This is a genomic window from Haemophilus parainfluenzae (assembly GCF_014931395.1).
GTDB lineage: Bacteria > Pseudomonadota > Gammaproteobacteria > Enterobacterales > Pasteurellaceae > Haemophilus_D.
In genome coordinates this window covers 1,656,198-1,680,273 of the sequence record NZ_CP063120.1, presented here as the reverse complement: position 1 = coordinate 1,680,273, position 24,076 = coordinate 1,656,198, and the positions used below count along the sequence as shown (strand labels likewise).

General features: G+C 37.9%; 20 protein-coding genes, 1 tRNA gene and 1 pseudogene. 10 read left to right on the top strand and 12 right to left on the bottom strand.

What is annotated here, in order from left to right; genetic code table 11:
• Positions 1-9: 9 nt before the first annotated feature.
• From INP94_RS08505 to INP94_RS08490, 4 genes are all read right to left on the bottom strand, one after another.
• The gene (locus INP94_RS08505; RefSeq protein WP_197543325.1) at positions 10-843 is read right to left on the bottom strand and encodes a DUF4198 domain-containing protein; all 834 of its coding nucleotides are present in this window, start codon (positions 841-843) and stop codon (positions 10-12) included.
• A gap of 198 nt (positions 844-1,041) precedes the next feature.
• Positions 1,042-1,965 carry a universal stress protein UspE gene (gene uspE / locus INP94_RS08500; RefSeq protein WP_070775884.1) on the bottom strand — a complete coding sequence of 308 codons (924 nt, stop codon included), beginning with the start codon at positions 1,963-1,965 and terminating at the stop codon, positions 1,042-1,044.
• A gap of 137 nt (positions 1,966-2,102) precedes the next feature.
• Positions 2,103-2,876, bottom strand: a complete 774-nt coding sequence (gene fnr / locus INP94_RS08495) for a fumarate/nitrate reduction transcriptional regulator Fnr (RefSeq protein ID WP_014065394.1) — start codon at positions 2,874-2,876, stop codon at positions 2,103-2,105.
• A 278-nt stretch (positions 2,877-3,154) separates the two neighbouring features.
• Positions 3,155-5,293 carry a YadA family autotransporter adhesin gene (locus INP94_RS08490; RefSeq protein WP_197543324.1) on the bottom strand — a complete coding sequence of 713 codons (2,139 nt, stop codon included), beginning with the start codon at positions 5,291-5,293 and terminating at the stop codon, positions 3,155-3,157.
• Positions 5,294-5,738: 445 nt separating this feature from the next.
• On the opposite strand from INP94_RS08490, the gene mukF reads away from it, so the two are divergent.
• The 10 genes from mukF to INP94_RS08440 all read left to right on the top strand — a co-directional run bounded on the left by mukF (position 5,739) and on the right by INP94_RS08440 (position 18,941).
• Positions 5,739-7,073, top strand: a complete 1,335-nt coding sequence (gene mukF / locus INP94_RS08485) for a chromosome partition protein MukF (protein WP_197543323.1) — start codon at positions 5,739-5,741, stop codon at positions 7,071-7,073.
• A 46-nt stretch (positions 7,074-7,119) separates the two neighbouring features.
• Positions 7,120-7,872, top strand: coding sequence for a chromosome partition protein MukE (mukE, locus tag INP94_RS08480; protein WP_197543322.1), 753 nt, complete (start codon positions 7,120-7,122; stop codon positions 7,870-7,872).
• Complete coding sequence (gene mukB / locus INP94_RS08475; RefSeq protein ID WP_197543321.1) at positions 7,872-12,389, top strand: chromosome partition protein MukB; 4,518 nt, start codon at positions 7,872-7,874, stop codon at positions 12,387-12,389. Before mukE ends, mukB begins: the two co-directional genes overlap by 1 nt.
• Positions 12,390-12,466: 77 nt before the next feature.
• The gene (locus INP94_RS08470) at positions 12,467-13,375 is read left to right on the top strand and encodes a DUF5655 domain-containing protein (RefSeq protein ID WP_197544288.1); all 909 of its coding nucleotides are present in this window, start codon (positions 12,467-12,469) and stop codon (positions 13,373-13,375) included.
• Positions 13,376-13,379: 4 nt separating this feature from the next.
• Complete coding sequence (locus INP94_RS08465) at positions 13,380-14,252, top strand: DMT family transporter (RefSeq protein ID WP_197543320.1); 873 nt, start codon at positions 13,380-13,382, stop codon at positions 14,250-14,252.
• Between the two features lie 2 nt (positions 14,253-14,254).
• Entirely contained in the window at positions 14,255-15,676 is a 1,422-nt protein-coding gene (sbcB, locus tag INP94_RS08460) for an exodeoxyribonuclease I (RefSeq protein WP_197543319.1), read from the top strand.
• A 770-nt stretch (positions 15,677-16,446) separates the two neighbouring features.
• A complete protein-coding gene (gene ftnA / locus INP94_RS08455; protein ID WP_049366579.1) occupies positions 16,447-16,932 on the top strand; it encodes a non-heme ferritin in 486 nt (161 codons plus the stop codon).
• Positions 16,933-16,952: 20 nt separating this feature from the next.
• On the top strand, positions 16,953-17,453 hold the full coding sequence (gene ftnA, locus INP94_RS08450) for a non-heme ferritin (protein ID WP_197543318.1): 501 nt from the start codon (positions 16,953-16,955) through the stop codon (positions 17,451-17,453).
• A 194-nt stretch (positions 17,454-17,647) separates the two neighbouring features.
• A tRNA-Leu gene (locus tag INP94_RS08445) sits at positions 17,648-17,733 on the top strand.
• A 221-nt stretch (positions 17,734-17,954) separates the two neighbouring features.
• Positions 17,955-18,941, top strand: coding sequence for a tyrosine-type recombinase/integrase (locus INP94_RS08440; RefSeq protein WP_232087397.1), 987 nt, complete (start codon positions 17,955-17,957; stop codon positions 18,939-18,941).
• A 28-nt stretch (positions 18,942-18,969) separates the two neighbouring features.
• On the opposite strand, the gene INP94_RS08435 is transcribed toward INP94_RS08440, so the two are convergent.
• The 8 genes and pseudogenes from INP94_RS08435 to INP94_RS08405 form a co-directional block, all read right to left on the bottom strand.
• Entirely contained in the window at positions 18,970-19,671 is a 702-nt protein-coding gene (locus INP94_RS08435) for a hypothetical protein (protein ID WP_197543317.1), read from the bottom strand.
• Positions 19,655-19,846, bottom strand: a complete 192-nt coding sequence (locus INP94_RS08430; protein WP_197543316.1) for a hypothetical protein — start codon at positions 19,844-19,846, stop codon at positions 19,655-19,657. The genes INP94_RS08435 and INP94_RS08430 overlap by 17 nt, the downstream gene beginning before the upstream one ends.
• Positions 19,836-20,213, bottom strand: coding sequence for a hypothetical protein (locus tag INP94_RS08425; RefSeq protein WP_197543315.1), 378 nt, complete (start codon positions 20,211-20,213; stop codon positions 19,836-19,838). The genes INP94_RS08430 and INP94_RS08425 overlap by 11 nt, the downstream gene beginning before the upstream one ends.
• A 25-nt stretch (positions 20,214-20,238) precedes the next feature.
• Positions 20,239-20,340 (bottom strand): annotated as a pseudogene (locus INP94_RS10835) (DNA helicase UvrD); the annotation flags it as partial.
• The gene (locus tag INP94_RS10830; protein WP_232087396.1) at positions 20,319-20,969 is read right to left on the bottom strand and encodes an HI_1402-related protein; all 651 of its coding nucleotides are present in this window, start codon (positions 20,967-20,969) and stop codon (positions 20,319-20,321) included. The gene INP94_RS10830 and the pseudogene INP94_RS10835, both read right to left, overlap by 22 nt.
• Positions 20,970-20,978: 9 nt before the next feature.
• Positions 20,979-22,349, bottom strand: a complete 1,371-nt coding sequence (locus tag INP94_RS08415) for a phage tail protein (RefSeq protein ID WP_197543314.1) — start codon at positions 22,347-22,349, stop codon at positions 20,979-20,981.
• A 3-nt stretch (positions 22,350-22,352) separates the two neighbouring features.
• The gene (locus tag INP94_RS08410; protein ID WP_197543313.1) at positions 22,353-22,934 is read right to left on the bottom strand and encodes a DUF2612 domain-containing protein; all 582 of its coding nucleotides are present in this window, start codon (positions 22,932-22,934) and stop codon (positions 22,353-22,355) included.
• Positions 22,934-24,076 (bottom strand): baseplate J/gp47 family protein, encoded by a 1,143-nt coding sequence (locus tag INP94_RS08405; RefSeq protein WP_197543312.1) that lies wholly within the window; start codon positions 24,074-24,076, stop codon positions 22,934-22,936. The genes INP94_RS08410 and INP94_RS08405 overlap by 1 nt, the downstream gene beginning before the upstream one ends.

The following is a 24,076-nucleotide window of genomic DNA, read 5'->3' as shown; positions in this document are numbered from 1 at the left end:
TTTTTATGATTAATGATGATGTTCTGGTTTTGGAGGGAGTTTAGCTCTAGCTTTACCAACAGGGAGAATTAACGTCGCGTAATTCGCTGAATGTTGACAAACTTTTTGATCTTCAAATGGTTCTTTATGAATCACTTTAAGTTTCCAAACACCTTCAATTAATGGAATAAAGTTAACTTTACCTTCTTTGTCTGTTTTACCAGAAAAGGCTTGCGGCTCACGGTGAGATGTCGCCGCTTCCATATCTTTCACAACAAATGTATCAGAGGTTGCGATAATCGTTTCGCCTGCAAGTGGTTGGTCTTTATAGAAAATCTGAACAGGGAAAGCTTCGCCTGCTTTAATTGTTTTTGGATCTTTGAGTGGCACAATTTCAAGTGGTAAGCCGAGGCGTGTCATAGCCATATCTGCATTTAATGGTTTTTTGCCCACTACAGTAAAGGCTTTACCAAACATTTGAGTTTGTTCGCAATAGAATGCATTTGGTGTACCTTGTAAGTTATCCATTTTCCAACCTTCATTATTTTGTGACCAGAAAGTTGGTTTATAAGTAGCTGTTACCCAATATGAACCGTCTTTTAACGGATTTTCTGATTGATATTGGTAGTTTTCACCTTTTTGTACTAATGTTTGCATTTCACCATTTTGATTGATGAGTTCCATCGGTGGAAAAATAGCGAGACGTTTTTCAGGAATTTTTTCAACATAGGGGTAGTCACCATAAGCTAAATCAGCTTTTAAAACGCTATTAGAAGCTAGTTGTGCTGGTGTTGCAACCCAAACTTCATGTGCTTGCGCGAGCGCAGAGAAGCCAAGTAGTGCCGCAATTAATGTTTTTTTCATTGTCTTTCCTTTTTAATCAATAAATCAATTTATAGAAAGTCTTCGATAGGGCGGACGAGTATAACGAAAAAGAAATGATGAGACGAATGAAAAAAGTTGATTTTGTGAGGAACTTCACATTTTTTTAACAAAAAAGCGCGGTCAATAAAACGATTGTTTTTCTGACCGCACTTATTTTAAATAAAAAGCTAAATAGGCTTATTTTTTAGATGGTTTAATGGCTAATAAATTGCAGCTTAATTTACTAATTACATGTTCAGCTGTATTACCTAGTAACGCTGCAGATAAACCCGTTCTTCCCACTGTGCCTAAAATCACTAATTCAGCTTCAATTTCTTTCGCCACTTCAGGAATCACCTCTTCAGGGAAACCTTCGCGTACATGGGTATGATCCTCATCAATACCAAATTTTTGACGTAAGGCTTTCATATTGATGAGGTGTTGGCCACGAATGCCATTTTCATAACCTGAAGTATTAAATTCAGGTAAATCAATCGCCATATTAATTGGTGCAACAGGGTAGGCTGCGACTAAATGTACGTTACCACGGTTTAAGTTTTCCGCTAAATTCATGCCTGTTGAAACTAATTCTTGATTGAATTCATCTTGATATTCTTGCTCACCGGATACATTAACAGCGACTAAAATACGGCGTTGGTGTTTCCAGTCACCATCACGTACCATTAATACAGGGATTGGACATTTACGTAACAATTGCCAATCTACCGGTGTGAAAATCAATGAAGTAAAGCTTTCTTCATCTTTAGTATATTTCACAACGAGGTCATATTGATTTTTTTCAACTTCTTCACGAATTGCATCTGCTTCATTGCTGCTCCATACAATGTGAGATTCAAATTCAATTTCCGGATCAGCATATTTATCTAAATAAAATTGCACAGCTTGACGTTGTTGTTCAACGGCTGTTTTATGCATTTCGCTGCGTTCTTCCGAGGAAAGAAGCGCAGACATTTCATAAGATAGGTCATAGACACTCAACAGAGTGGTGATTTTTACTTTTGTTTCATTTTGCTGTTCTTTTACAAGTCGAACAGCACGAGCAAGTGCATATTGTTTTTCGTTATCAGGATTGAGTACAACAAGAATATTATTAAATTTCATAAAACCTCCAAGATATGAGATATCAATAGGATAGAAAAGATTTTAAACGATGACAAGAACCGATTATCAAAAAAGTGATCTCGTGCAAGTTTTTTTGTTTCAAATGTTAAAAAAGCGTGAAAACTCACGCTTTTAAATTATTCTGCTAATTGGATTTTGGTTTTATGTACACCGGTTAAATCAATCAAGGCATTAATATCATTAATAGTAATGTATTTACCTTGAACAGAGAGTACACCCAATTTTTGGAAACGTCCAAGTAAACGGCTGATGGTTTCAACAGTTAAACCGAGATAGTTACCGATATCACTACGGGTCATGGTTAAACGGAATTCTTTCGCAGAGAAACCGCGAGCGGAGTAACGTTTTGATAGATTGTGAATAAATGCCGCTAAACGTTCTTCAGCGTTCATTTTAGACAGTAATAAAATCATTTCTTGATCGCTTTTGATTTCACTACTCATCAAACGCATAATTTGTTGACGAAGCTTAGGCATTTTTCCAGATAAGTCATCTAAGATATCAAATGGAATTTCACATACCATGGCGGTTTCCAAAGCTTGTGCAAAGCTTGGGTGTTGCATGTTCGTGATAGCATCAAAGCCAACTAAATCACCAGGTAAGTGGAAAGAGGTAATTTGTTCTTCGCCGGCCTCACTAATGGTATAAGTTTTGATGGTACCGGAGCGAATCGCATAAATAGAATTCAGTGTATCACCAGCTTTAAAAAGGACTTGAGATTTTTGGATAGGCTTTTTACGCTCAATGATATTATCAAGCTGATCGAGTTCATGTTCGTTCAATGTGAAAGGGATACAAAGTTGACTAATACTGCAATCCTGACAATGAATTGCACAACCACCTGATTGAACTCTGCGCCCTGATTTGGTCTCTGAAACGAAATTCTTCATTAGTTCCTCAAATCGATAAATATAGTGTAAAATTGATCTAACGCAATTATTCTACCACTAAATAGTAAATTAAAGAAGTTATCTACGAGTAAATAGGTATGGCAGCAGAAAAATTAACCAAAAAACGTTTAATACAAATTATTATTATGTTGATTATTTTAGTCAGTGCATTTGTTTGGAGATATCTATTGTAATGAGCGCGGTCAAATTTTTCGTTATTTTTAATCATAAAAAAGAGCCACAATTTTGTGGCTCTTTGTTTTAACGTGTAAGTCAGATTACCATTCGTAACCGACACCCGCACCCACAGTAAATTGACCGCGAGTATCAGCAGCACCGTTCACGTTGGTTGACCAGTGACCGTTATCAGAGTTACGAGACGCTTTAATTGCGATCGCGCTTTCACCACGGTGATGAGCAACGCCGGTTGATACCATGCTCTTGCCATCTTTACGTGCAGATGGCGCAGAAGCGATTGCTGCAACGCCTGCAATACCTGCGCGAGATTTACGGTCAACATCATTAACTTTCTTATTTAAAGTATTAAGTGCTTTAGTATTGTTAGCGATATTTTGAGTGTTTGTAGCAATATTTTTAGTATTGTTAGCCACATCAGTTTTCACTTTATTTAATTGTGAAACATTAACCGCATCGTTATCATTTTCACCATTTGCAACGTTGATAACTTTTTTGTTACCGGCATTAATTCCATTTTGATCAATTTTGATATTGGAATTATTGATGGTATAAGAATTTGCTTTGATGTCTTTTTTGGTACTAACAGTATAGGTTTTTACTTGGTTAGCATCATCGTGAGTTTCTTCTACATCGATGTTATCACCAGCTTTTACTTTTACATCACCTGTGCGAACTCGGATGTTCTCGATACGTTTTTTATTTTCACCAACTTGCTCGGCGACCATATAAAGTTGTGAACCATTGATTGCGTCAGTGGATATTTTGGAAATTTCACCCGCACCAACATTAACAATTTGACGAGTAAATTGTTCATTGCCTACTGAACCAACGGAGACTGTCCCAGTCGCATCTGTTCCAGCAAAGCCATTATAAGAAATACCATTTACAGTAGCGTCATTTACTGCAGCTGCCTGTTTTGTTTCTGAAGCATTACCTAACGCCACACTTGAGCCGTGAGTTGCACTTGCTTTATCACCAATTGCAACAGCATAACCTGCAGTTGCTTTCGATTTATCACCAACAGCTATTGATGCTATGCCTGACGAAGTTGCATTTGAACCTGTTGCAATAGCAGATAATCCTGCCGCAGTTGAGCCAACTCCAGTTGCAATTGAACCAATACCTGACGCCTTACTTTCATAACCAACAGAAATACCTTGATAATGTGCAGAGGCACCAGCTCCAATAGAAACCCCTCTAATTTCAGAACTTGTATTCGCACCAATCGCAATAGAATCCTCTGCTTTAGCTTTAGAATTTACGCTGATTGCAACGCTACGAACACCTGCAGCAGTTGAACTATCACCTACAGCAGTAGCAAAAATAGCGGTTGCATTTGTAGATTCTCCGACTGCGACTGAAGATTTAGCAGTAGCATTGGAATCATTACCAATTGCAACTGATGAATCTTCTTTTGCTTGTGCACCAGAACCAACAGCTAGAGAACTTTCACCGCCAGCTAATGATTTTGATCCAAATGCATTTGCATTAGCTTTAAGTGCTTTTGCTGATTCACCAATAGCAACTGTTTCCGCTGCTGTTGCCTCTGCACTTGTACCAATTGCAACTAAGTTACCTGGTTTGTTTGAATTTGCTGCTGCTGGGTTGGTTACATGAGCTTTAGCTCCTACACCAATTGCAAGTGCATTAATGCCATCTGCAGTAGATTGAGTACCAATAGCTGTAGAATTTTCACCATTTACATTATTGTTATTACCTAGAGCTAGAACTTCTTTTCCTAAAACGACATTGTTTAAACCAAATACACTTGCTTTACTTGTGTTTTTATCTACAACAACATCTTTTTCTGGTGTACCTGTTACACGTTGAGCACCAACTTTATTGTGAGCACCAAATCCAAGAGAATGATCGGCATAAACTTTGTTATCATCACCAACACTTTGGGTAAAATGACCATATGCATCATTCCCATCACCAATCGCATTTGCTTGTTCACCTTTCACCACATTTTGATTACCGATGGCAGAACTTGAACCTTGGCTTTCTTCAGCTTCAGTAGCAGGAATAGAATAGATTTGGTTTTGCTGACCAATAGCTGTATGTCCAGGACCTTTAACGTTAGTCTCTTCTATTGGTTTGTTTGCATTAACAGAATCTTGTGTCGTGATATTCAGAATGTTTCCATCAGCAGCATTCGCTACAGCAACATTCACCCCAATAATTAATGCTGTGATAGCATTAAATTTAAAATTTTTCATATGTCCTCGCTTGAGCTTCTTCTTTAATTACATTATGTAATTAAAGAATTTTATTAGAGTAGTGTAAATATACATAAATACTTATAGGTAGCATTGACGAATGAATTAACTATATGATTTTTAATCTCTTATTTTTCAGATATTGAAAATCTTATTTTTATCTATTCAGTAAACGATTGCGTACCTACACAAGATTATAGATAGGTTTTTTTGTATAGAAAAGTAAATAGCATGTTTATTTTGTAAAGAATTGTAAAGAGTTGTAAATATTATTTAAATATCGCTCATTTCTAAGGTTGAAATACGAAAATATATTTCCTTATTTAAATTAAGGATATTTTAAATTTAAAAAGAGCGGTCAATTTGCAAGAAGATTTTCAAGATTGAGAAAAAATCCTGTATAATCTCAGAAATTTTTTGTTCAATTTTAAGCTTTTGTAACCGAATGATCGAAACCTCACAAACCATTCCTGAACTCGTCTCATGGGCGAAAGAGCGGGAATTTTCGTTAAATCTGCCGACAGAGCGTTTAGTATTTTTACTGGCCATTGCCATTTATAACAACGAACGTTTAGACGGTGAGATGCTAGAAGCTGATTTAGTGGATATTTTCCGCCATACAGCCAATGCCTTTGACCAATCAACGGATGCGATTGCCACCCGTGCGAATAATGCTATCAATGAACTGGTGAAACAGCGTTTTCTTAACCGTTTCAGCAGTGAATTTACTGAAGGGCTTTCTATTTATCGTCTCACTCCATTAGGCGTTGGAGTATCAGATTATTATATTCGTCAGCGTGAATTTTCCGCGTTGCGTCTTTCCGTACAACTTTCTATTGTGGCCGATGAAATTCAGCGAGCATCCGATGCTGCAGAAGAAGCTACAGCAAAAGGGGAGAATGAGCACTTTTGGCGTCGTAATGTTTTCGCTCCGTTAAAATATTCAGTAGCAGAGATTTTCGATAGTATCGATTTATCACAACGCGTAATGGATGAAAATCAACAAAGCATTAAAGAAGAAATTGCCAATTTACTTACCAAAGATTGGCAGGCAGCAATTTCTAGCTGTGAACGTTTATTAGATGAAACCTCAGGCAATTTACGTGAGTTACAAGATACTTTAAATGCCGCAGGTGATAAGTTACAGGCTCAATTATTACGTATTCAAGATTATGTAATTGGTCATGATGAGCTGTATTTTATTGAACAATTAATTACCGATTTACAATCTAAGCTCGACCGCATTATTAGCTGGGGACAACAAGCTATTGATTTATGGATTGGTTATGACCGTCACGTTCATAAATTTATCCGTACCGCCATTGATATGGATAAAAACCGTGTATTCTCACAACGCTTGCGTAATTCTATCCACAGCTATTTCGATCATACTTGGTTCTTATGGACAGCTCAAGCGGAACGTTTAGTCGATCTGCGTGATGAAGAAATGGTATTACGTGAAGATGATGCATTGGGTGAATTACCTGAAGAGTTGCAATATGAATCTTTGGCTGATTTACATGATCAAATCGTCGAACATATGCAAGGCTTATTAATTCAATACCGTGAGAATAATCGTCCAATCGATTTAAGTTTAGTCTTAAAAGAACAATTAGAAGCTTATCCACTTTCTCGTCATTTTGATGTGGCACGTATTATTGTGGATCAAGCTGTGCGTTTAGGTATGGCAAATGATGATTTAGCCGGTATTTATCCGCAATGGCAAGAAATTAACGATTATGGCGCAGAAGTACAAGCGCATGTGATTGATAAATATTAATTTCGTGGCTTATTAAAAAACGAATTTATAAAATGAGAAATTAACCATGACAGATATTCAAGATGTAATTTCCCCGAAATTGGCAAATGCCATTGCAAATCCTATTTTCCCGGCAGTGGACAGCTTGTTGCGTTCAGGTCGCCATATCAGCACAGATCAATTAGATAATCATGCTTTTTTAATGGATTTCCAAAATGAGTTGGATGGCTTTTACCGCCGTTACAATGTGGAATTAATTCGTGCACCGGAAGGCTTTTTCTATTTACGTCCAAAAGCAACGACGTTAATTGCCCGTTCAGTGCTTTCTGAATTAGAGATGTTGGTAGGAAAAGTACTTTGCTATTTGTATTTAAGCCCAGAACGTTTGGCGCAGCAAGGTATCTTCAGCACGCAAGAAGTTTATGATGAATTACTGAATTTAGCGGATGAAGGTAAATTATTGAAAGCTGTCAATCAACGTTCCAGCGGCTCGGATTTGGATAAACAAAAATTAGCTGAAAAAGTGCGCTCTGCGATTGGTCGTTTACGCCGTTTAGGCATGATTCATACCGTGGGTGAACAACATAGCGGTAAATTTACGATTTCAGAATCAGTTTTCCGTTTTGGGGCTGAAGTGCGTTCCGGTGATGATCCGTTAGAAGCGCAAGCTCGCTTAATTCGTGATGGGGAAGCAGCAACACCACAATCTCTCGAATTGGAAAAACAAGCAAAAGCGGCGAGCAATGCTGATGACCTTGATGATGAAGAAAGTGCGGTCGAAATTGATGAAGAATTTGATGATGCAGGAGAACAAGAATAATGTCTGATGTATTAGAACTTGAAAACGAAATCTATCAAGACGAACCTGAGCAATCAACTGAACAGGTTGAAGAAGAATTTATTGCTCCTGTATTAAACCAACATAGTGGAGTAGAACGAGGTAAATTTCGTTCATTAACCTTAATTAACTGGAATGGTTTCTTTGCCCGCACCTTTGATTTGGATGAATTGGTGACCACACTTTCCGGTGGTAACGGTGCCGGTAAATCCACAACCATGGCAGGTTTTGTCACAGCATTAATTCCAGACCTAACCTTATTGCATTTCCGTAATACCACTGAGGCTGGCTCGACAGGCGGCTCTCGTGATAAAGGCTTACACGGTAAATTACGTCCAGGTGTGTGTTACGCAGTATTGGATACCATCAACTCTCGTCACCAACGAATTCTCGTGGGTGTGCGCCTGCAACAAATTGCGGGTCGTGATAAGAAAGTGGATTTAAAAACATTCTCGATTCAAGGTGTAGAATTATCCTTAAATCCGACCGCACTTTTCACCGAAACAGTCGGTGAACGTCAAGCGCGTGTACTCAATTTAAATGAATTAAAAGATAAAATTGAAAATCTTGGTGCACAATTTAAGCAATATCATTCCATCACCGATTATCATGGCATGATGTTTGATTTAGGTATTATTCCAAAACGCTTACGTAGTGCCTCAGACCGTAGCAAATTCTATAAATTAATCGAAGCTTCTTTATACGGTGGTATTTCCAGCGCCATTACCCGTTCTTTACGTGATTACTTATTGCCAGAAAACCTTGGTGTGCGCAAAGCCTTCCAAGATATGGAAAGTGCGTTACGTGAAAACCGCATGACCCTTGAAGCAATTAAAGTTACCCAATCTGACCGTGATTTATTCAAACATTTAATCACCGAAACCACTAATTATGTGGCATCAGATTATATGCGCAATGCCAATGAACGTCGTGGCAATATCGAAGCGGCTTTAGGTTTCCGTCGTGATTGGTATAAAGCAAAAGCTGAGCAAGAATTATCACAACATCGCTTAATTGACTTAAGCCGTGAAGCTGCAGAATTGGCAGAAAATGAACGTACTTTAGAAGTCGATCACCAAAGTGCGGCAGACCACTTGAACTTGGTATTAAATGCGTTACGTCATCAAGAAAAAGTATCGCGCTATCAAGAAGATGTGGCTGAGCTTACAGAAAAATTAGAAGAACAAAAAATGGTTGTGGAAACCGCAACCGAACAGCTTGAAGAAAGCCAAGCACAATTTGAGCAAACGGAACTTGAAATTGACCAAGTACGTGCGCAACTTGCAGATTATCAACAAGCATTAGATGCACAACAAACCCGTGCATTGCAATATCAACAAGCAATTGCCGCGCTTGAAAAAGCGAAAACCTTATGTGGTTTAGCGGATTTGAGCGTGAAAAATGCGGAAGATTACCAAGCTGAGTTTGTTGCTCATGCAGAAAGTCTGACCGAGCAAGTGCTTGAGTTAGAACATAAGATGTCTATTTCTGAAGCGGCAAAATCACAATTCGATAAAGCCTATCAGTTGGTATGTAAAATTGCTGGTGATATGCCACGTTCAAGTGCTTGGGAAAGTGCTAAAGAATTATTGCGTGAATATCCAACACAAAAAATTCAGGCACAACAAACCCCGCAATTACGTGCGAAATTACATGAGTTAGAGCAGCGCTATGCTCAACAACAAAGTGCGGTTAAATTATTGGCTGATTTTAATCAACGTGCTGATTTATCTTTAGAAACTGCTGATGAACTCGAAGCATACCACGTTGAACAAGAAGAACTCATTGAAAGTTTGAATGAAGAACTTGCTGAGCAAGTAGAAAACCGTTCAACCTTGCGTCAAAAACGTGAAAATTTGACCGCACTTTATGAAGAAAATGCTCGTAAAGCACCGGCTTGGTTAACTGCTCAAGCGGCTTTAGAACGCTTACAAGAGCAAAGTGGTGAAACCTTCGAGCATAGCCAAGATGTGATGCATTTTATGCAATCACAATTGGTGAAAGAACGTGAGCTGACTATTCAACGTGACAATTTAGAGAAACAACGTCAACAATTAGATGAGCAAATTTCTCGTTTAAGCCAACCAGATGGTTCAGAAGATGCTCGCTTGAATGTGCTTGCAGAACGCTTTGGTGGCGTATTGCTTTCTGAATTATATGATGATGTACCAATTGAAGATGCACCTTATTTCTCTGCACTTTATGGTCCTGCGCGTCATGCTATCGTTGTTCGTGATCTCAACACGGTACGCGAACAATTAGCTAATTTAGAAGATTGTCCAGACGATTTATATTTAATCGAAGGTGACCCAAATGCCTTTGATGACAGCGTACTTTCAGCCCAAGAACTCGAAATGGGCGTTGTGGTGCAAGTGTCTGATCGTGAATTACGTTATTCAAAATTCCCGCAAATTCCATTATTTGGCCGTGCTGCACGTGAAAAACATTTAGAAGAATTACAAGCTAAACGTGATGAAATTGCGGAAGAATACGCACAAATCGCCTTTGATGTACAAAAATGTCAACGTTTACACGAACATTTTAGTCAATTTGTTGGCTTACATTTAGCGCTTGCGTTCCAACCAAACCCAGAAGAGGTGATGGCGGAAATCAATCAAGAACGCAATGAAATTGATCGCGAGCTCAATCAATTCTCAAGCACCGAACAACAAATTCGCATTAAATTGGATAATGCCAAAGAAAAAATGCAATTGTTGAATAAGTTAATGCCACAGCTTAACTTGCTTGCTGATGAAGAATTACTTGATCGCATTGAAGAATGCCGTGAACAACTAGATATTGCAGAACAAGATGAAAGCTTTATTCGTCAACATGGCGTTGCGTTGTCACAATTAGAGCCGATTGCGAATACCTTACAAAGTGATCCAGAAAACTATGAACGCTTAAAAGCTGATTTAACCCAAGCGATTGAACGTCAAAAACAAGTACAGCAACGTGTATTTGCTTTAGCGGATGTAGTACAACGTAAAAATCACTTCAGCTATGAAGATGCAGGTCAAGCAGAAACGTCAGAGCTTAACGAGCAACTTCGTCAACGTTTGGAGCAATTACAGGCACAACGTGATGCTCAACGTGAACAATTACGTCAAAAACAAAGCCAATTTGCACAATACAATCAAGTATTTATTCAATTGCAAAGTTCTTACGACAGTAAAAATCAATTGTTAAAAGAATTAATTGCTGAGATTGGTGAATTGGGCGTGCGTGCTGATGAAGGGGCAGAGGAACGTGCAAGAAATCGTCGTGATGAGTTGTATCAACAACTTTCAACCAGTCGTCAACGTCGTTCTTATGTTGAAAAACAATTAACGCTTATTGAAAGTGAAGCGGATAACTTAAATAAACGCATTCGCAAAGCGGAACGTGATTACAAAACTCAACGTGAATTGGTTGTAGCTGCGAAAGTCAGCTGGTGCGTGGTTCTGCGTTTATCTCGCAATTCTGATGTGGAAAAACGACTCAATCGTCGAGAATTAGCTTATTTATCTGCTGATGAACTACGTTCAATGTCGGATAAAGCATTAGGTGCACTACGTACTGCAGTGGCTGATAATGAATATCTCCGCGATGCATTGCGTATTTCTGAAGATAGCCGTAAACCGGAAAATAAAGTCCGCTTCTTTATTGCTGTCTATCAACATCTTCGTGAGCGTATTCGTCAGGATATTATTAAAACGGATGATCCGATTGATGCAATTGAGCAAATGGAAATTGAGCTTAATCGCTTAACAGAAGAATTAACTGGTCGTGAGAAAAAATTGGCGATCAGTTCTGAAAGTGTGGCGAATATTATGCGTAAAACCATTCAACGTGAACAAAATCGTATTCGCATGTTGAACCAAGGTTTACAAAATATTGCCTTCGGCCAGGTAAAATCAGTACGTTTAGTAGTTAATATTCGCGATACACATGCGATGTTGCTTGATGCGCTGTCTGGTAAACAAGAAGAATATCAAGATTTATTCAGTGATAATCGTATTACCTTCTCAGAAGCCATTGCGAAACTTTATCAACGCATTAACCCGCATATTGATATGGGCCAACGCACAGCACAAACTATCGGTGAGGAATTATTGGATTACCGTAATTACCTCGAGCTAGAAGTTGAAGTATTCCGTGGTGCGGATGGCTGGTTACGTGCTGAAAGTGGCGCATTATCGACAGGTGAAGCGATCGGTACGGGTATGTCCATCTTATTAATGGTTGTACAAAGTTGGGAAGAGGAAAGCCGCCGAATTCGCGGTAAAGACATCGTACCGTGCCGCTTACTATTCTTGGATGAGGCTGCGCGTTTGGATGGTAAATCCATTTCCACCTTGTTCGAACTTTGCGAACGTTTGGATATGCAATTACTTATCGCAGCACCGGAAAACATTAGCCCTGAAAAAGGGACAACCTATAAACTGGTGCGTAAAATCGCCGGCAACCAAGAACAAGTTCATGTGGTTGGTTTGCGTGGCTTTGGCGCAACAGAGTAGTTGTACTATTATGTAAAGAAAGTGCGGTTAAAGATTTAAATTCTTTTAACCGCATTTTAATATTTAAGGAATAAATGATGAAAATTTTTACATCTCAAAAAGGAATTCTTGCTCAGCTTAAACAAGGAAAGTTTAAGTTAGAAAAAGATATACAAAATTTATTTGAGCATAATTTATCTCTGTTGACTGGATATATTTTCATTCGATCTGAATTTTCTATTAAAAATTCACGTACAGATACCTTGGCATTTGATCCTGAAGCTAAAGCGTTTGTGATAATTGAATATAAAAGACAGCAAAACTCTAGTGTGGTAGATCAGGGGATTTCTTATCTTAATTTAATGCTTGAATATAAAGCTGATTTTCTGATTGAGTATAATGAAACTCAAAGTAAGCCATTAAAAAGAAGTGATATAGATTGGTCTCAATCTAAAGTGATTTTTGTTTCTCCATCATTTAATGATTTCCAGATCCAAGCAACAAATTTTAAAGATTTACCAATTGAATTATGGGAAGTAAATTGCTTTGATAATGAAATTATAACTGTAAATCTTATCAATAAATCTAAATCAGCGCCCAATATTAAGACAGTCACAACTGAAGAAACAAAAGAACTTTCTACACTAAAAGAAATTAAAGTTTACCAAGAAGATGATCATTTGAATGATAAACCTGATTTTATACAAGAATTATATGAAACCTACAAACAGGCAATTTTAAATTTAGAACCTAATATTGAGGTTGTACCTAGAAAACGCTATATCGCGTTTAAAAAAGATAAAAATATTGTGGATATCGGAATTCAGAAAAAGGCTTTAAAACTATGGATTAATCTTCCTTATGGTGAATTAGATGATCCGAAGAAACTAGCTAAGAATGTAGAAGATACAGGCCATTGGGGAAATGGTGATTATGAGATTTCTACTGATAGTACTCAATATCTTGAATATATAATGAGTTTAATTAAACAAGCTGTTAAGGATTAAAATTATGCACAACCTTATTTTTGCCATTCTGTGTAGTGTTGCCGTATCGGTGTTACTCAAAGTTGCTCGCAAGAAAAATATCATTATTGAACAAGCGATTGCGTTTAATTATATCGTTGCTATTTCGTTAAGCTATTTTTTACTCAAACCCGATTTTAAAGGATTGGAATTTACCGAATATTTAGCACAAAGTGATAGTACACCTATTTTCCTGGCGTTAGGTATTTTATTACCAACCGTATTTATCATTATGTCTAAAGCAGTTGAATTTGCTGGCATCGTGCGTTCTGATGCTGCACAACGCTTATCGTTATTTCTACCGATTGTTGCCTCTTTTATTATTTTCCATGAAACATTAAGTCAGCCTAAAATTGTTGGCATTATTTTGGCATTCATCGGTTTATTCTGTATTTTGAACAAATCGAATGAACAAAGTGCGGTCACTTTTAAAGGTATTTTAGGCTTAATCGGTGTTTGGTTTGGTTATGGCACCATTGATATTTTATTCAAACAAGTGGCCAAAAGCGGGGGAGCATTCCCAACCACATTATTCATTGCTTTCTCATTAGCCGCTTGTGTCATGTTCCTGTATTTATTCCTAAAACGCACTCAGTGGACAGTGCCAAGCTTTATTGGTGGAATCATTTTAGGTGTATTAAATTTCTTCAACATCCTGTTTTACATTAAAGCGCACCAAAGCTTCGGACAAAACCCAACTTTAGTTTTTGCGGGAATGAATATTGGTGTTATTTGTTTAGGCACCGTCACCGGCGCATTTTTCTTTAAAGAAAAAATCAGCAAAATAAACTGGTTTGGCGTTCTTATCAGTCTTTCAGCAATTTTCTGTTTATATTATTTAGATAAAATTTTGGCTTAATTATGGCAAACGATTTTAGTTTTTTTATCTACGATTACGAAAGTTTTGGTATCAATCCGGCAAGTGATCGTCCTGCTCAATTTGCTGGTATTCGTACCGATGCAGATTTCAATATCATTGGTGAGCCTATTATGTTGTATTGCAAGCAAACTAATGATTATTTGCCAGCTCCCGAGGCCGTAATGGTCACAGGAATCACGCCACAAGAATGTAATGAAAAGGGGATTCCTGAACCTGAATTTGCCGCAAAAATTCTAGCTGAGTTTTCACAACCTAATACTTGTGTGATGGGGTACAACAACATTCGTTATGACGATGAAATGACTCGTTATATCTTTTACCGTAACTTCATCGATCCCTATGAATATAGCTGGAAAAATGGCAATTCTCGGTGGGATTTACTAGATTTGGTTCGAGCCTGTTATGCTTTGCGTCCAGAGGGAATTAATTGGGCTTATGACGATGATGGCATGCCAAGCTTTCGCTTAGAAAAACTCACTAAAGCAAATGGTATTGAGCATGAAAATGCCCATGATGCGATGGCGGATGTATATGCAACCATCGCTATGGCTAAATTAATCAAAGAAAAGCAGCCTAAATTATTTCAATTCTTCTTTGAGCATAGAGGTAAAAAGGAAATTGAGAAACTGATCGACACCGCGGAAATGACACCATTAGTGCACGTTTCGGGTATGCTAGGGAATTATCGTGGCAATTGTGCTTGGGTGGCACCATTAGCATGGCATCCAACTAATCAAAATGCTGTAATCGTCTGTGATTTATCAGGTGATATTGATAACTTGCTCAGCAAAAGTGCGGTTGATTTACGACAAGATTTATATACCAAGAAAAGTGAGTTAGAAGAAAGAGGTGTTTCATCAGTTCCATTAAAATTGGTTCATATTAATAAATGCCCAATTTTGGCGCCTGCAAAAACGTTATTGCCAGAAAATGCAGCTCGTTTAGGGATAGACAGACAACATTGCTTAGATAATTTAGCAAAATTGCGCCAATCCTTAGATATTCGCGAGAAAGTTATTGAAATCTTCTCAGAAGAACGCGAATTTGAGCCGAGTGATAATGTAGAAACTGAACTTTATAGCGGTTTCTTTAGCAACGCCGATAAAAACAACATGGCTATTTTACGCGATTTACCAGCAGAGAAATTAGCTGAGCATGGTTTAGCATTTGAAGATAAACGAATTCCAGAATTGTTATTCCATTATCGTGCAAGACATTTCTATAAAACTCTAAATCGTGCAGAGCAAATCAAATGGCAAAAATATCGCCAACGTAAATTAGAACAAAATGCGGTTAAATTTGAAGAAAGTTTACAGCAGTTAGCAGAGGAATATTCGGATAATCCAACCAAACTGAATTTACTGCAACAGGTTTATGAATACGGAGCAAAATTGTTATCTTAATCTAATACATATCGTGACATAGTCACACAAATGCCATTCATCAAAAACGTAAATCTTAATCCCTGAGATTTACGTTTTTCTTTTTTAAATCTGATGATATTCATCTCATAAAATAACGCAGAATTCACGTAGCGTTGTCATTGTTTGATATATATATAAACTTCTTTATTTTTTCCTTACATAACAACTTTAGAGTGTATAAATCATTATTTAATCTATTGTAAAGTGTTGTGAGGCTAGATTTCGCATTGCTTGAGTGGTATTTACAACCTGTGCATAACTTTGTGATTTTATTGATACGTAGCTTTCACTAACCTTGTAATTGATTTCGCATAATGTATATTATGTTAAATTGCATATATAAATATGTCACAAACCAATATAAGTGACTATCCTATTTCATGCATTACTCAAAATAAGGTGATTTTAGGTTGTGGATATAAAAGAAATAAATGGATGTCTTTGCAATGGAATAATTAGAATTAGTATGAAATTTGTAGATAACGCTATGTGAATTCTGAATACAATTGCGTACATCAATTCTGCAGATTTCATTATTCTTGATCTGATAATGAGAATTTATTTTACACACATCACCTAAATGAGAATAATTAACATTGATTTCTCTTTTGTTATTAGTGACTTATAGAAATAATTTAAAAAAAATACTTGACTATTCTCATTTGCGAGATTAGAATGCACACCGATGACAAGTTAAGCAGTCTTGTTTTTATTTTTAATCTCTACTTAATAAGGAAAGGAGTTGGTTTATGCTTAATAAAGCAATCGCAGATAAGTTAAATGAACAAATCAATTTAGAGTTCTACTCTTCTAATGTTTATTTACAAATGAGTTCTTGGTGTAGCAAGCACGGTTACGAAGGTGCTGCAGCATTCTTACTTCGTCATGCTGATGAAGAATTAGAACACATGCAAAAATTATTCAAATATGTGAGTGAAACAAGTGGTATGCCACTTTTAGGTAAAATTGATGCACCTAAAAATGACTACAAATCACTTAAAGAAGTATTTGAAACTACACTTGAACATGAAAAATTCATTACTTCTAAGATTAATGAATTAGTTGAAGTGACTTTTGCAAACAAAGACTATTCTACTTTTAACTTCTTACAATGGTACGTTGCAGAACAACACGAAGAAGAAAAATTATTTAATAGCATTATTGATAAATTTAACTTGGTGGGTGAAGACGGTCGTTCGCTTTACTTTATCGATCGTGATTTAGCAACATTATAATTTTAAAAGGAGAATACAAAATGTTATCATCAAACGTAATCAAATTATTAAATGATCAAATGAACCTTGAGTTCTACTCTTCAAACCTTTATTTACAAATGAGCGCATGGTGCGAACAAAATGGTTTTGAAGGTGCAGCTAAATTCTTATCAGCTCACGCTGCAGAAGAAATGCAACACATGCGTAAATTATTCACTTATTTAAATGAAACTGGTGCATTAGCGGTAATCACTGCAATTGAAGCACCTGCGCATGAGTACAAATCATTAAAAGAAATCATTGAATTAACTTATGAACACGAAAAATTGATCACACGTAAAATCAATGAACTAGTGGGTAAAACTTTTGAAGAAAAAGACTACTCTGCATTCAATTTCTTACAATGGTATGTTGCAGAACAACACGAAGAAGAGAAATTATTCAGCGGTATTTTAGACAAATTAAATCTTCTTGGCGAAGATGGCAAAGGCTTATTCTTAATCGATAAAGATTTAGGTAACCTTGCTGGTCAAACCGCTTAATTAGATAATCATAAAGCTTAGTAGAAATACTAAGCTTTTATTTTACCCATTTTTTGTGACAACGTATCAAATTATTTTAAACTTCCCTTTTATCTTTGAATACAAGTTGATGAAATTTAAAACAACCACACGTTTTTAATGAAATTTTACTTGCAACGAAGTAAGATAAACGTATAATTCAGAACAACCCAAATGCCTGGGTGGCGAAATTGGTAGACGCAGCGGATTCAAAATCCGCCGGTGAATAACCGTGTCGGTTCGAGTCCGACCCTAGGCACCAAATTATAATCCTCGCTCATTGAGCGGGGATTTTTCTTTTCTGCTTTTCTATTAATAAAATCAATGCTTTACAATACTTAAGTATCATTTCTCTACTCTTTTAATCTTATCCAGTATTGCCATTTTTTATGTATTTTTATATATTTTTATGCATTCATTACGCCAAAATTACGCCAAGCGGTTTAATTTATGGCTGGTTTTTACGTTTAGAGATTAAATAAAGTGGCAACAGTTAGAAAACGTGGTGATAGATGGCGTGTAGAGGTCTATCGAGACGGCAAAAGAAAATCCAAAACCTGCTCAACAAAGACAGAGGCTATCTTGTGGGGGGCGGAAGAAGAAAAGAAATTAGAGTTAATGGCTAAAGGTATGCAGCCAGAAACGCTATTTTCTGATGTGATTAAGCGTTATTTGAATGAGATTACGCCAACAAAACGAGGCGAAAAACACGAATTCAACCGCTTAACTCGTTTTCTACGCCACCCTATCACAGACAAGTATATATCTGATGTTACTCGCCAAGATTTAGAATTGTGGATTAAAGAGCGATTAGAAACCGTTAAGGGTGAAAGTGTTCGCAGGGAGCTTTCCACTATCGGACATATTTTCAAAGTTGCCGTTGAGCGTTGGGGATATATTCAAAACTCACCTATGACTGGACTACAACAGCCACAGGCAAGTAAACCAAGGACACAAAGGTTCACACAAGAAGATATAGACGAGATTGTCAAGATTAGCGGATATAATGAGAGCTTAAAAACCGCTAAGGCTCGCACAGGTGCGGCAGTGCTATTTGCTGTTGAAACTGCGATGAGAGCTGGAGAAATATGTAATCTCACTTGGAATAACGTTAATTTAGAAAAAAGAACGGCATTTTTACCGATAACCAAGAATGGCAGCTCAAGAACCGTACCTTTAACTAAAGCAGCGGTGAAAATACTGGAAAGATTAAGAGATGAGATTGAGCAAGGCGATACTTGCTTTCAGGTGAAGTCTAATATTCTAGATGCAACGTTTAGAAAGCTGAAAAAGACAGCCAACCGAGAATATTTGCACTTCCACGACACCAGACGAGAGGCTTTGACAAGATTGGCTAAAAAAGTCGATGTAATGACTTTGGCGAAAATATCGGGGCATAAAGACATTCGGATATTACAAAATGTCTATTACGCCCCGAATATGGAAGAAGTTGCTGAACTTCTAGATTAATGCGGCCAAAATTGACCGCACTTTAAAATTAAACGCCAGAATCAATAAAGTAGTTTTCAATTTCGAAATTTGATGCGTTGTTTAAATCGACACGTCCAGCATTAATATTATCTAGCTCTGTTTTAATAGCAGATTTAGCCTCTTCATTATATTTTGGCGGTAATTCTGCGCCTTGTACATTTATCACAAAAGGCTTAGCCAATAAAGCATCTAATCCATTCTTATTGACATACACATTAGCATTGTAAACGTTTAGTGCTCTGATATACTCTTTAACTTGAGGTTCATTTCGCACTTGTGTCAAATAGTTATCTGTTAAATACTTAGCAAGGTATTTATAGATTAATGCATCGCGTTTTGTTTTTTCAATTTCGGCGACTATTTCTGGGTCGAATGTTGCATTAACCGCATCATTATTAAGCTTATAAACAGGTGCGAGATAAAATTCATACTCTCTATATTCTGCGGCAATCTCTAATGTCTCTCCTGTTTGGATAAGCGCAATTTCGTTATTTCTGGACTTAATGCAAATCATGTGCTGATACTCGTCCGGTAGCGATACTTTAGCGATTAAATCTCCCCCGTTGTAATCTTCTGGTCTGGCTGGCACAGTTACTCGCATCGCCTTAACAGACTTACTTTTAAGCTTTTCAATTTCAAAGCCCAGTTTTGCCACATCTTGGCCGAGTTGATACACAAATGGTTGGTCTTCTTTAGTTGGTTTTGCCATGGTAATAATCCTCTTTTCCTTGTTGATAGATTTTTAATAGTTCGTTTTCGTTTAATGATGAGCCTTCTGTGGCTACTGATTCAATTATTGCCACTATCTCTTTGACAGGTTCAATAATGCAAGTAAGCTCACCTGGCAGCTCAATAACCGCTTTAAGCTCATCTTTACACGCCATCTTCATTCGGTTGCGGTGTAACATCGCCCTCTAGTCTAAAAAGCGCGTTTCTAATCACCGTTTTTACCGCCCCCGTATTTGATATTGTTTGCAGGTCGTAGTTTGCCTCTGACCAAATGGCGTATTTAGTTAAATCGTGGTTAAATTTAAGCAAAATTACGCCATTCTCAGCATCTACGACTTTAATAGTCTCATCCGTGCTAGATAGAGAAATTACAGTATGACTTCGCACTTTCGCCCACAAATCTAACCGCTTAATATTGGTTAGGTCGTATGGTTTAAGCTCCCCGTCTTGCTGTTTCTCATATATCCGCACTCTTCGCTCTTCATCATCACCACGATAAAGAACGATGTCAGTGTTTGACATTTAAGCCCCCTTGCGTATTTGACTAAAACGTTTCGTCTGCTGCTCCACCAGTTAAGGCGTTAAACAACTGGTCGATAGCGATTAGATTATGATAGGCATAGAGCTTTAATTTGCTTGGAATTTCCATTCTTCAATTTCCTTTTCAAGTGCGGTTAATTCCTCGATTGTCGCAGACAGCAACAATCTATCCTCAAATGCCTGTCTCTGCCCGATAATCGAGCCAACAGCCACAGCAAACTGAGCCGATTTCTCAAGAACCTTTTGAACCAAAATATCGAAAGGGATATTTCTAATTCTCGCGATTTGTTTGAGCATTGGTGTATCAGCCTTATTATTTGCTTGCCATGCCAATGCCTCTTTCTCTTGGCGGTAAAAGCTCTCAATTTCTGTTTGTGGATAACCTGCAAGTAATTCGCTTTTGATTTTATCGGCTTTATCAGCAAGAGCGACAAGTAACGTCTCTTTCTTGATATTTAGATAGTTAGCTTTTTTCTCTTGAGACTCTTCAAACCTCTTGGTTTTCATATTAAAGGTGTGAAATTCACTTGGGGCCGCGCCGGAGCATTTAATTTTGCCATTTTCAACCCAAACTTCACCACCACCTGTTACGGTTGACCAGATTGAATTAACCTCATCTTGGGAATTTACAGGCAGCCAGTTATCACCGCTTGTTGATGCGGTTAACTCGCCATCCTCCCCTTTTATTAGGATAGGCTCATCAAAGATTTTTAATTCAATATTAAATTGTTTAAACATAATCAATCCTTAATAAAAGTACTCGCCAATTAGAATCAAACTTATTTTCTGTGTAGCAATTACAGGGTCTGTATAAATATTAACCCTATTGTCGCCATTAAACTCCACAGCGTAAGCTTTCTTTTGCCCTCCAACAGCACTTGTTGCAACTCCAACCTTGAAACCTTGCAACGCTTCGGCTAAGTTTAATGTTGTACCACCAAGATTTGGACCAAGACTAACCTCTGCCACATATATTTTAAGCCCTCTGTTATCTGTGATAGGGATTCTGAAAACCCTTGAAACAGCGCCATTACCAGCATATTCAGCCATTTGAAACTTATTTCTAAAGTTGTAGAAAATATCCTCCATTAATGCGGAATTTAAGCCTCTGCCGTTACCGCTAATGACATTCCCTCCACTTCTAAAATCGCCGCCATGCTCGAATGACCAAATATAATTTCTGCCACTATCTTCAGCTAGATGTATAACGCCTCTTCCAGTGCCGTCTCCCAGTTCTTGTCTCGTTGTATAGCCGAAAGACAGGGCTGCACCGTATTCCCCTGGTTTTCTAACCCTGCCCTTAATAAAAGGATGATAAGTATCTCTTGATTGAGAGCCATCTTCCTCGACCATGAACGGAGCTTTTGAGTTATATTGATTATTATATCCACCGTATCCATATTGACTGGTGTAAATAGAGCTGTCAGCCCTAAATCTGTATCCGTCATATCCGAATATTTTATTGGCATCCCCATAGGCTATAAATCCGATATTCGGATCTCGCATGCCTCTGAACCCGATAGTGTTTACTTTGTCAATATCAACAAAGCGAACTTCATCGCCAATCTGTAACGAATTGTTATTATTGGAAGGGTCATTAATAACAACATTAGGCACTGTTAGCGTACCCGTCATTGTGTCTCCAGCTTTAAGTACGGCATCATCTCGGACGATTTTAACCGCCTTCGATGTCGCTGCGTATTCTTCGCTATTGCTAATTACACTGGAGCTTAACTGAACAATCCCAGCTTGATTGATTGACCCTTTTTTGATGTTCATTGAGTCGCCCCAGCGAACCCAGTATAGCGAATCATCTTCGTCTGGAAGTTTGCCTTTGTTTGCTTTTAACGATTTGTAACTCAATCCGTTATATTGGACATACGCTGCTTCTGGATAATCAAGAGTAGCCGACCATTCAGGGAGTCCTCTCTGCATTAAATAGCCATGTCTTTCATCGGCTCGCTTAAATAGCCAGTTAAACCACTCCATAGGGGGGATGCCGCCTGTTTGATCGAAAGAAAGCCCCCAACCCCTAGGCACATCTGGGAAATCATTTACTTCCCCTTGTTTTGCGTTTGATGCAAAAACCTTCTCATCTGGCTTATTAAATAATGCCATTTATTACTCCTGTTCGATTTGGAATTTAATCTTAGTACCCGCTTGTCTTGGAAGAATATCTAAATGCTGTATCGCATACCTTGTGAAATCGGTTAGGGAAATGTTTTTAACATTAACGGAAACCGTCATATCAAGGTTATCTATAACCTTGCAGCCTTCGCCAAAAACAAAACGGCACGCCTCGATAATGTTCGGTAGCGTGCCTGTTTGATAGTTTTTGATAATTCGGCATTTTATAAGGAATCTATAATCATCATCCCCAAGAACAACCGAATCAGCCAAGGGATCTCGCCTACGATACCACTGACCGCCGCCATTCCTGTTTTTACTGAACGGCATGGCGTTTTGAGCTGTGTGGAATCCAAAGAAACTGCGCAAGTAGTACCCATTAATCACTCTGAATTGTCCTACATGCTTCCCGACTAGGTCTAATTGATGTCCTGTTGCTGTTTCGATGTTTAAAACATCTTGCAGTTGATACAAGTCAATAAACCCTTTAGCGATAACCTCTTCAAAAAGCTTAATTGTTGCCTGAGCTTTAGGTTTCCCTCTGTATTGCCAGATTATCAAATCAGAATATGACATTATTCCACCTCGATTGTTACGTCACTTGGCAGGATTCGCGCAATTTCACGAGGTTGCATCACAACGTTTTCGGCTTTCAGCTGTTGACCTTTTCGTGCGATTTTTAATTCCTTAACCCAGAAACCACCGACTTGGTTAATCGGCGAATATAGTCGGGATAAAGAAACTGCTTGACCGATATTAAAAACCTGTTTCGCTAGTTGCTCGGTAATTTCGCTCTTGTTAATTTGAGTAAAATCTTCGTATCTTACGCATCGCATCGAGATTTGAATGTCAACCATTGCCGCACGGTCGAATCGTATTACTCGTTGTTCGTTATCCCTTTGGAGCGTAACTTGTGTATCACCTTGTAATCCTACGCCTGCACCTTTGTTTTGATAGATAACATCGGCAATATCCGCGCTATCGCCACCATTAACGATAACATTGATTGAGTGAGGCTCTACACCAAATGAATCTCTTTGTCCTGTGTTATTCTCAAGCACTCTGACGTGCTTAACATCTGGCAAGGCGGCTATCTTAGCGTTAATTGCCTCTGCTGAATTCTGTGCGTTTTTAGTTCGGCTAAACAAGAAACGTTCTCGCAGTTGAGTATCGGTCTCTTCTTCAATTCCGATTTCTGCGTCCTCTTGAGTTGTAGCGCTAATTAAACCAAGCGTAATCGTTTCAATGGTTAAATTTGTATTTTTGGCTAAGTTAAACGCACCTAACTGTTCACTCCTGAAATCAGCTCTAGCAGAACCGTTTGAATCAAGTGTGACATCAGATACAAGAACCCATCTAACCTTATGCGTGTCCGATACAACAATTCCAGAATATAGTCTTGTATTCGGCTCACCAGTTAAAGCCACCGACCTTAAATAACTGTAATTAGCACCTCTACGCATTAATCCAGCATAAGCCACTCGTTGCTCCAACCATGCACCAGTTGCCACATCTGGATCTAGCTGTCTATATACATTTTCAGCCAATTCCTCAAAATCCATCCTGATTTGAGCAAGCAATCCAACAACTTGTCCGTCAGGTGTGTTTGGTGATAAGTCGATATTTTGACCGTAGATTTGTCGCAAGCCATCTTCGAGAGTTGAGACAATATTATCCAATCTCTCAATTCTAATCCCTTCTTCTGTTAACGTCGCCAT

Excerpts from the sequence above, each read along its gene's own strand:
- INP94_RS08505 (WP_197543325.1), bottom strand. The coding sequence starts at position 843 with ATGAAAAAAACATTAATTGCGGCACTACTTGGCTTCTCTGCGCTCGCG.
- uspE (WP_070775884.1), bottom strand. The coding sequence starts at position 1,965 with ATGAAATTTAATAATATTCTTGTTGTACTCAATCCTGATAACGAAAAA.
- fnr (WP_014065394.1), bottom strand. The coding sequence starts at position 2,876 with ATGAAGAATTTCGTTTCAGAGACCAAATCAGGGCGCAGAGTTCAATCA.
- INP94_RS08490 (WP_197543324.1), bottom strand. The coding sequence starts at position 5,293 with ATGAAAAATTTTAAATTTAATGCTATCACAGCATTAATTATTGGGGTG.
- mukF (WP_197543323.1), top strand. The coding sequence starts at position 5,739 with ATGATCGAAACCTCACAAACCATTCCTGAACTCGTCTCATGGGCGAAA.
- mukE (WP_197543322.1), top strand. The coding sequence starts at position 7,120 with ATGACAGATATTCAAGATGTAATTTCCCCGAAATTGGCAAATGCCATT.
- mukB (WP_197543321.1), top strand. The coding sequence starts at position 7,872 with ATGTCTGATGTATTAGAACTTGAAAACGAAATCTATCAAGACGAACCT.
- INP94_RS08470 (WP_197544288.1), top strand. The coding sequence starts at position 12,467 with ATGAAAATTTTTACATCTCAAAAAGGAATTCTTGCTCAGCTTAAACAA.
- INP94_RS08465 (WP_197543320.1), top strand. The coding sequence starts at position 13,380 with ATGCACAACCTTATTTTTGCCATTCTGTGTAGTGTTGCCGTATCGGTG.
- sbcB (WP_197543319.1), top strand. The coding sequence starts at position 14,255 with ATGGCAAACGATTTTAGTTTTTTTATCTACGATTACGAAAGTTTTGGT.
- ftnA (WP_049366579.1), top strand. The coding sequence starts at position 16,447 with ATGCTTAATAAAGCAATCGCAGATAAGTTAAATGAACAAATCAATTTA.
- ftnA (WP_197543318.1), top strand. The coding sequence starts at position 16,953 with ATGTTATCATCAAACGTAATCAAATTATTAAATGATCAAATGAACCTT.
- INP94_RS08435 (WP_197543317.1), bottom strand. The coding sequence starts at position 19,671 with ATGGCAAAACCAACTAAAGAAGACCAACCATTTGTGTATCAACTCGGC.
- INP94_RS08430 (WP_197543316.1), bottom strand. The coding sequence starts at position 19,846 with ATGGCGTGTAAAGATGAGCTTAAAGCGGTTATTGAGCTGCCAGGTGAG.
- INP94_RS08425 (WP_197543315.1), bottom strand. The coding sequence starts at position 20,213 with ATGTCAAACACTGACATCGTTCTTTATCGTGGTGATGATGAAGAGCGA.
- INP94_RS10830 (WP_232087396.1), bottom strand. The coding sequence starts at position 20,969 with ATGTTTAAACAATTTAATATTGAATTAAAAATCTTTGATGAGCCTATC.
- INP94_RS08415 (WP_197543314.1), bottom strand. The coding sequence starts at position 22,349 with ATGGCATTATTTAATAAGCCAGATGAGAAGGTTTTTGCATCAAACGCA.
- INP94_RS08410 (WP_197543313.1), bottom strand. The coding sequence starts at position 22,934 with ATGTCATATTCTGATTTGATAATCTGGCAATACAGAGGGAAACCTAAA.
- INP94_RS08405 (WP_197543312.1), bottom strand. The coding sequence starts at position 24,076 with ATGGCGACGTTAACAGAAGAAGGGATTAGAATTGAGAGATTGGATAAT.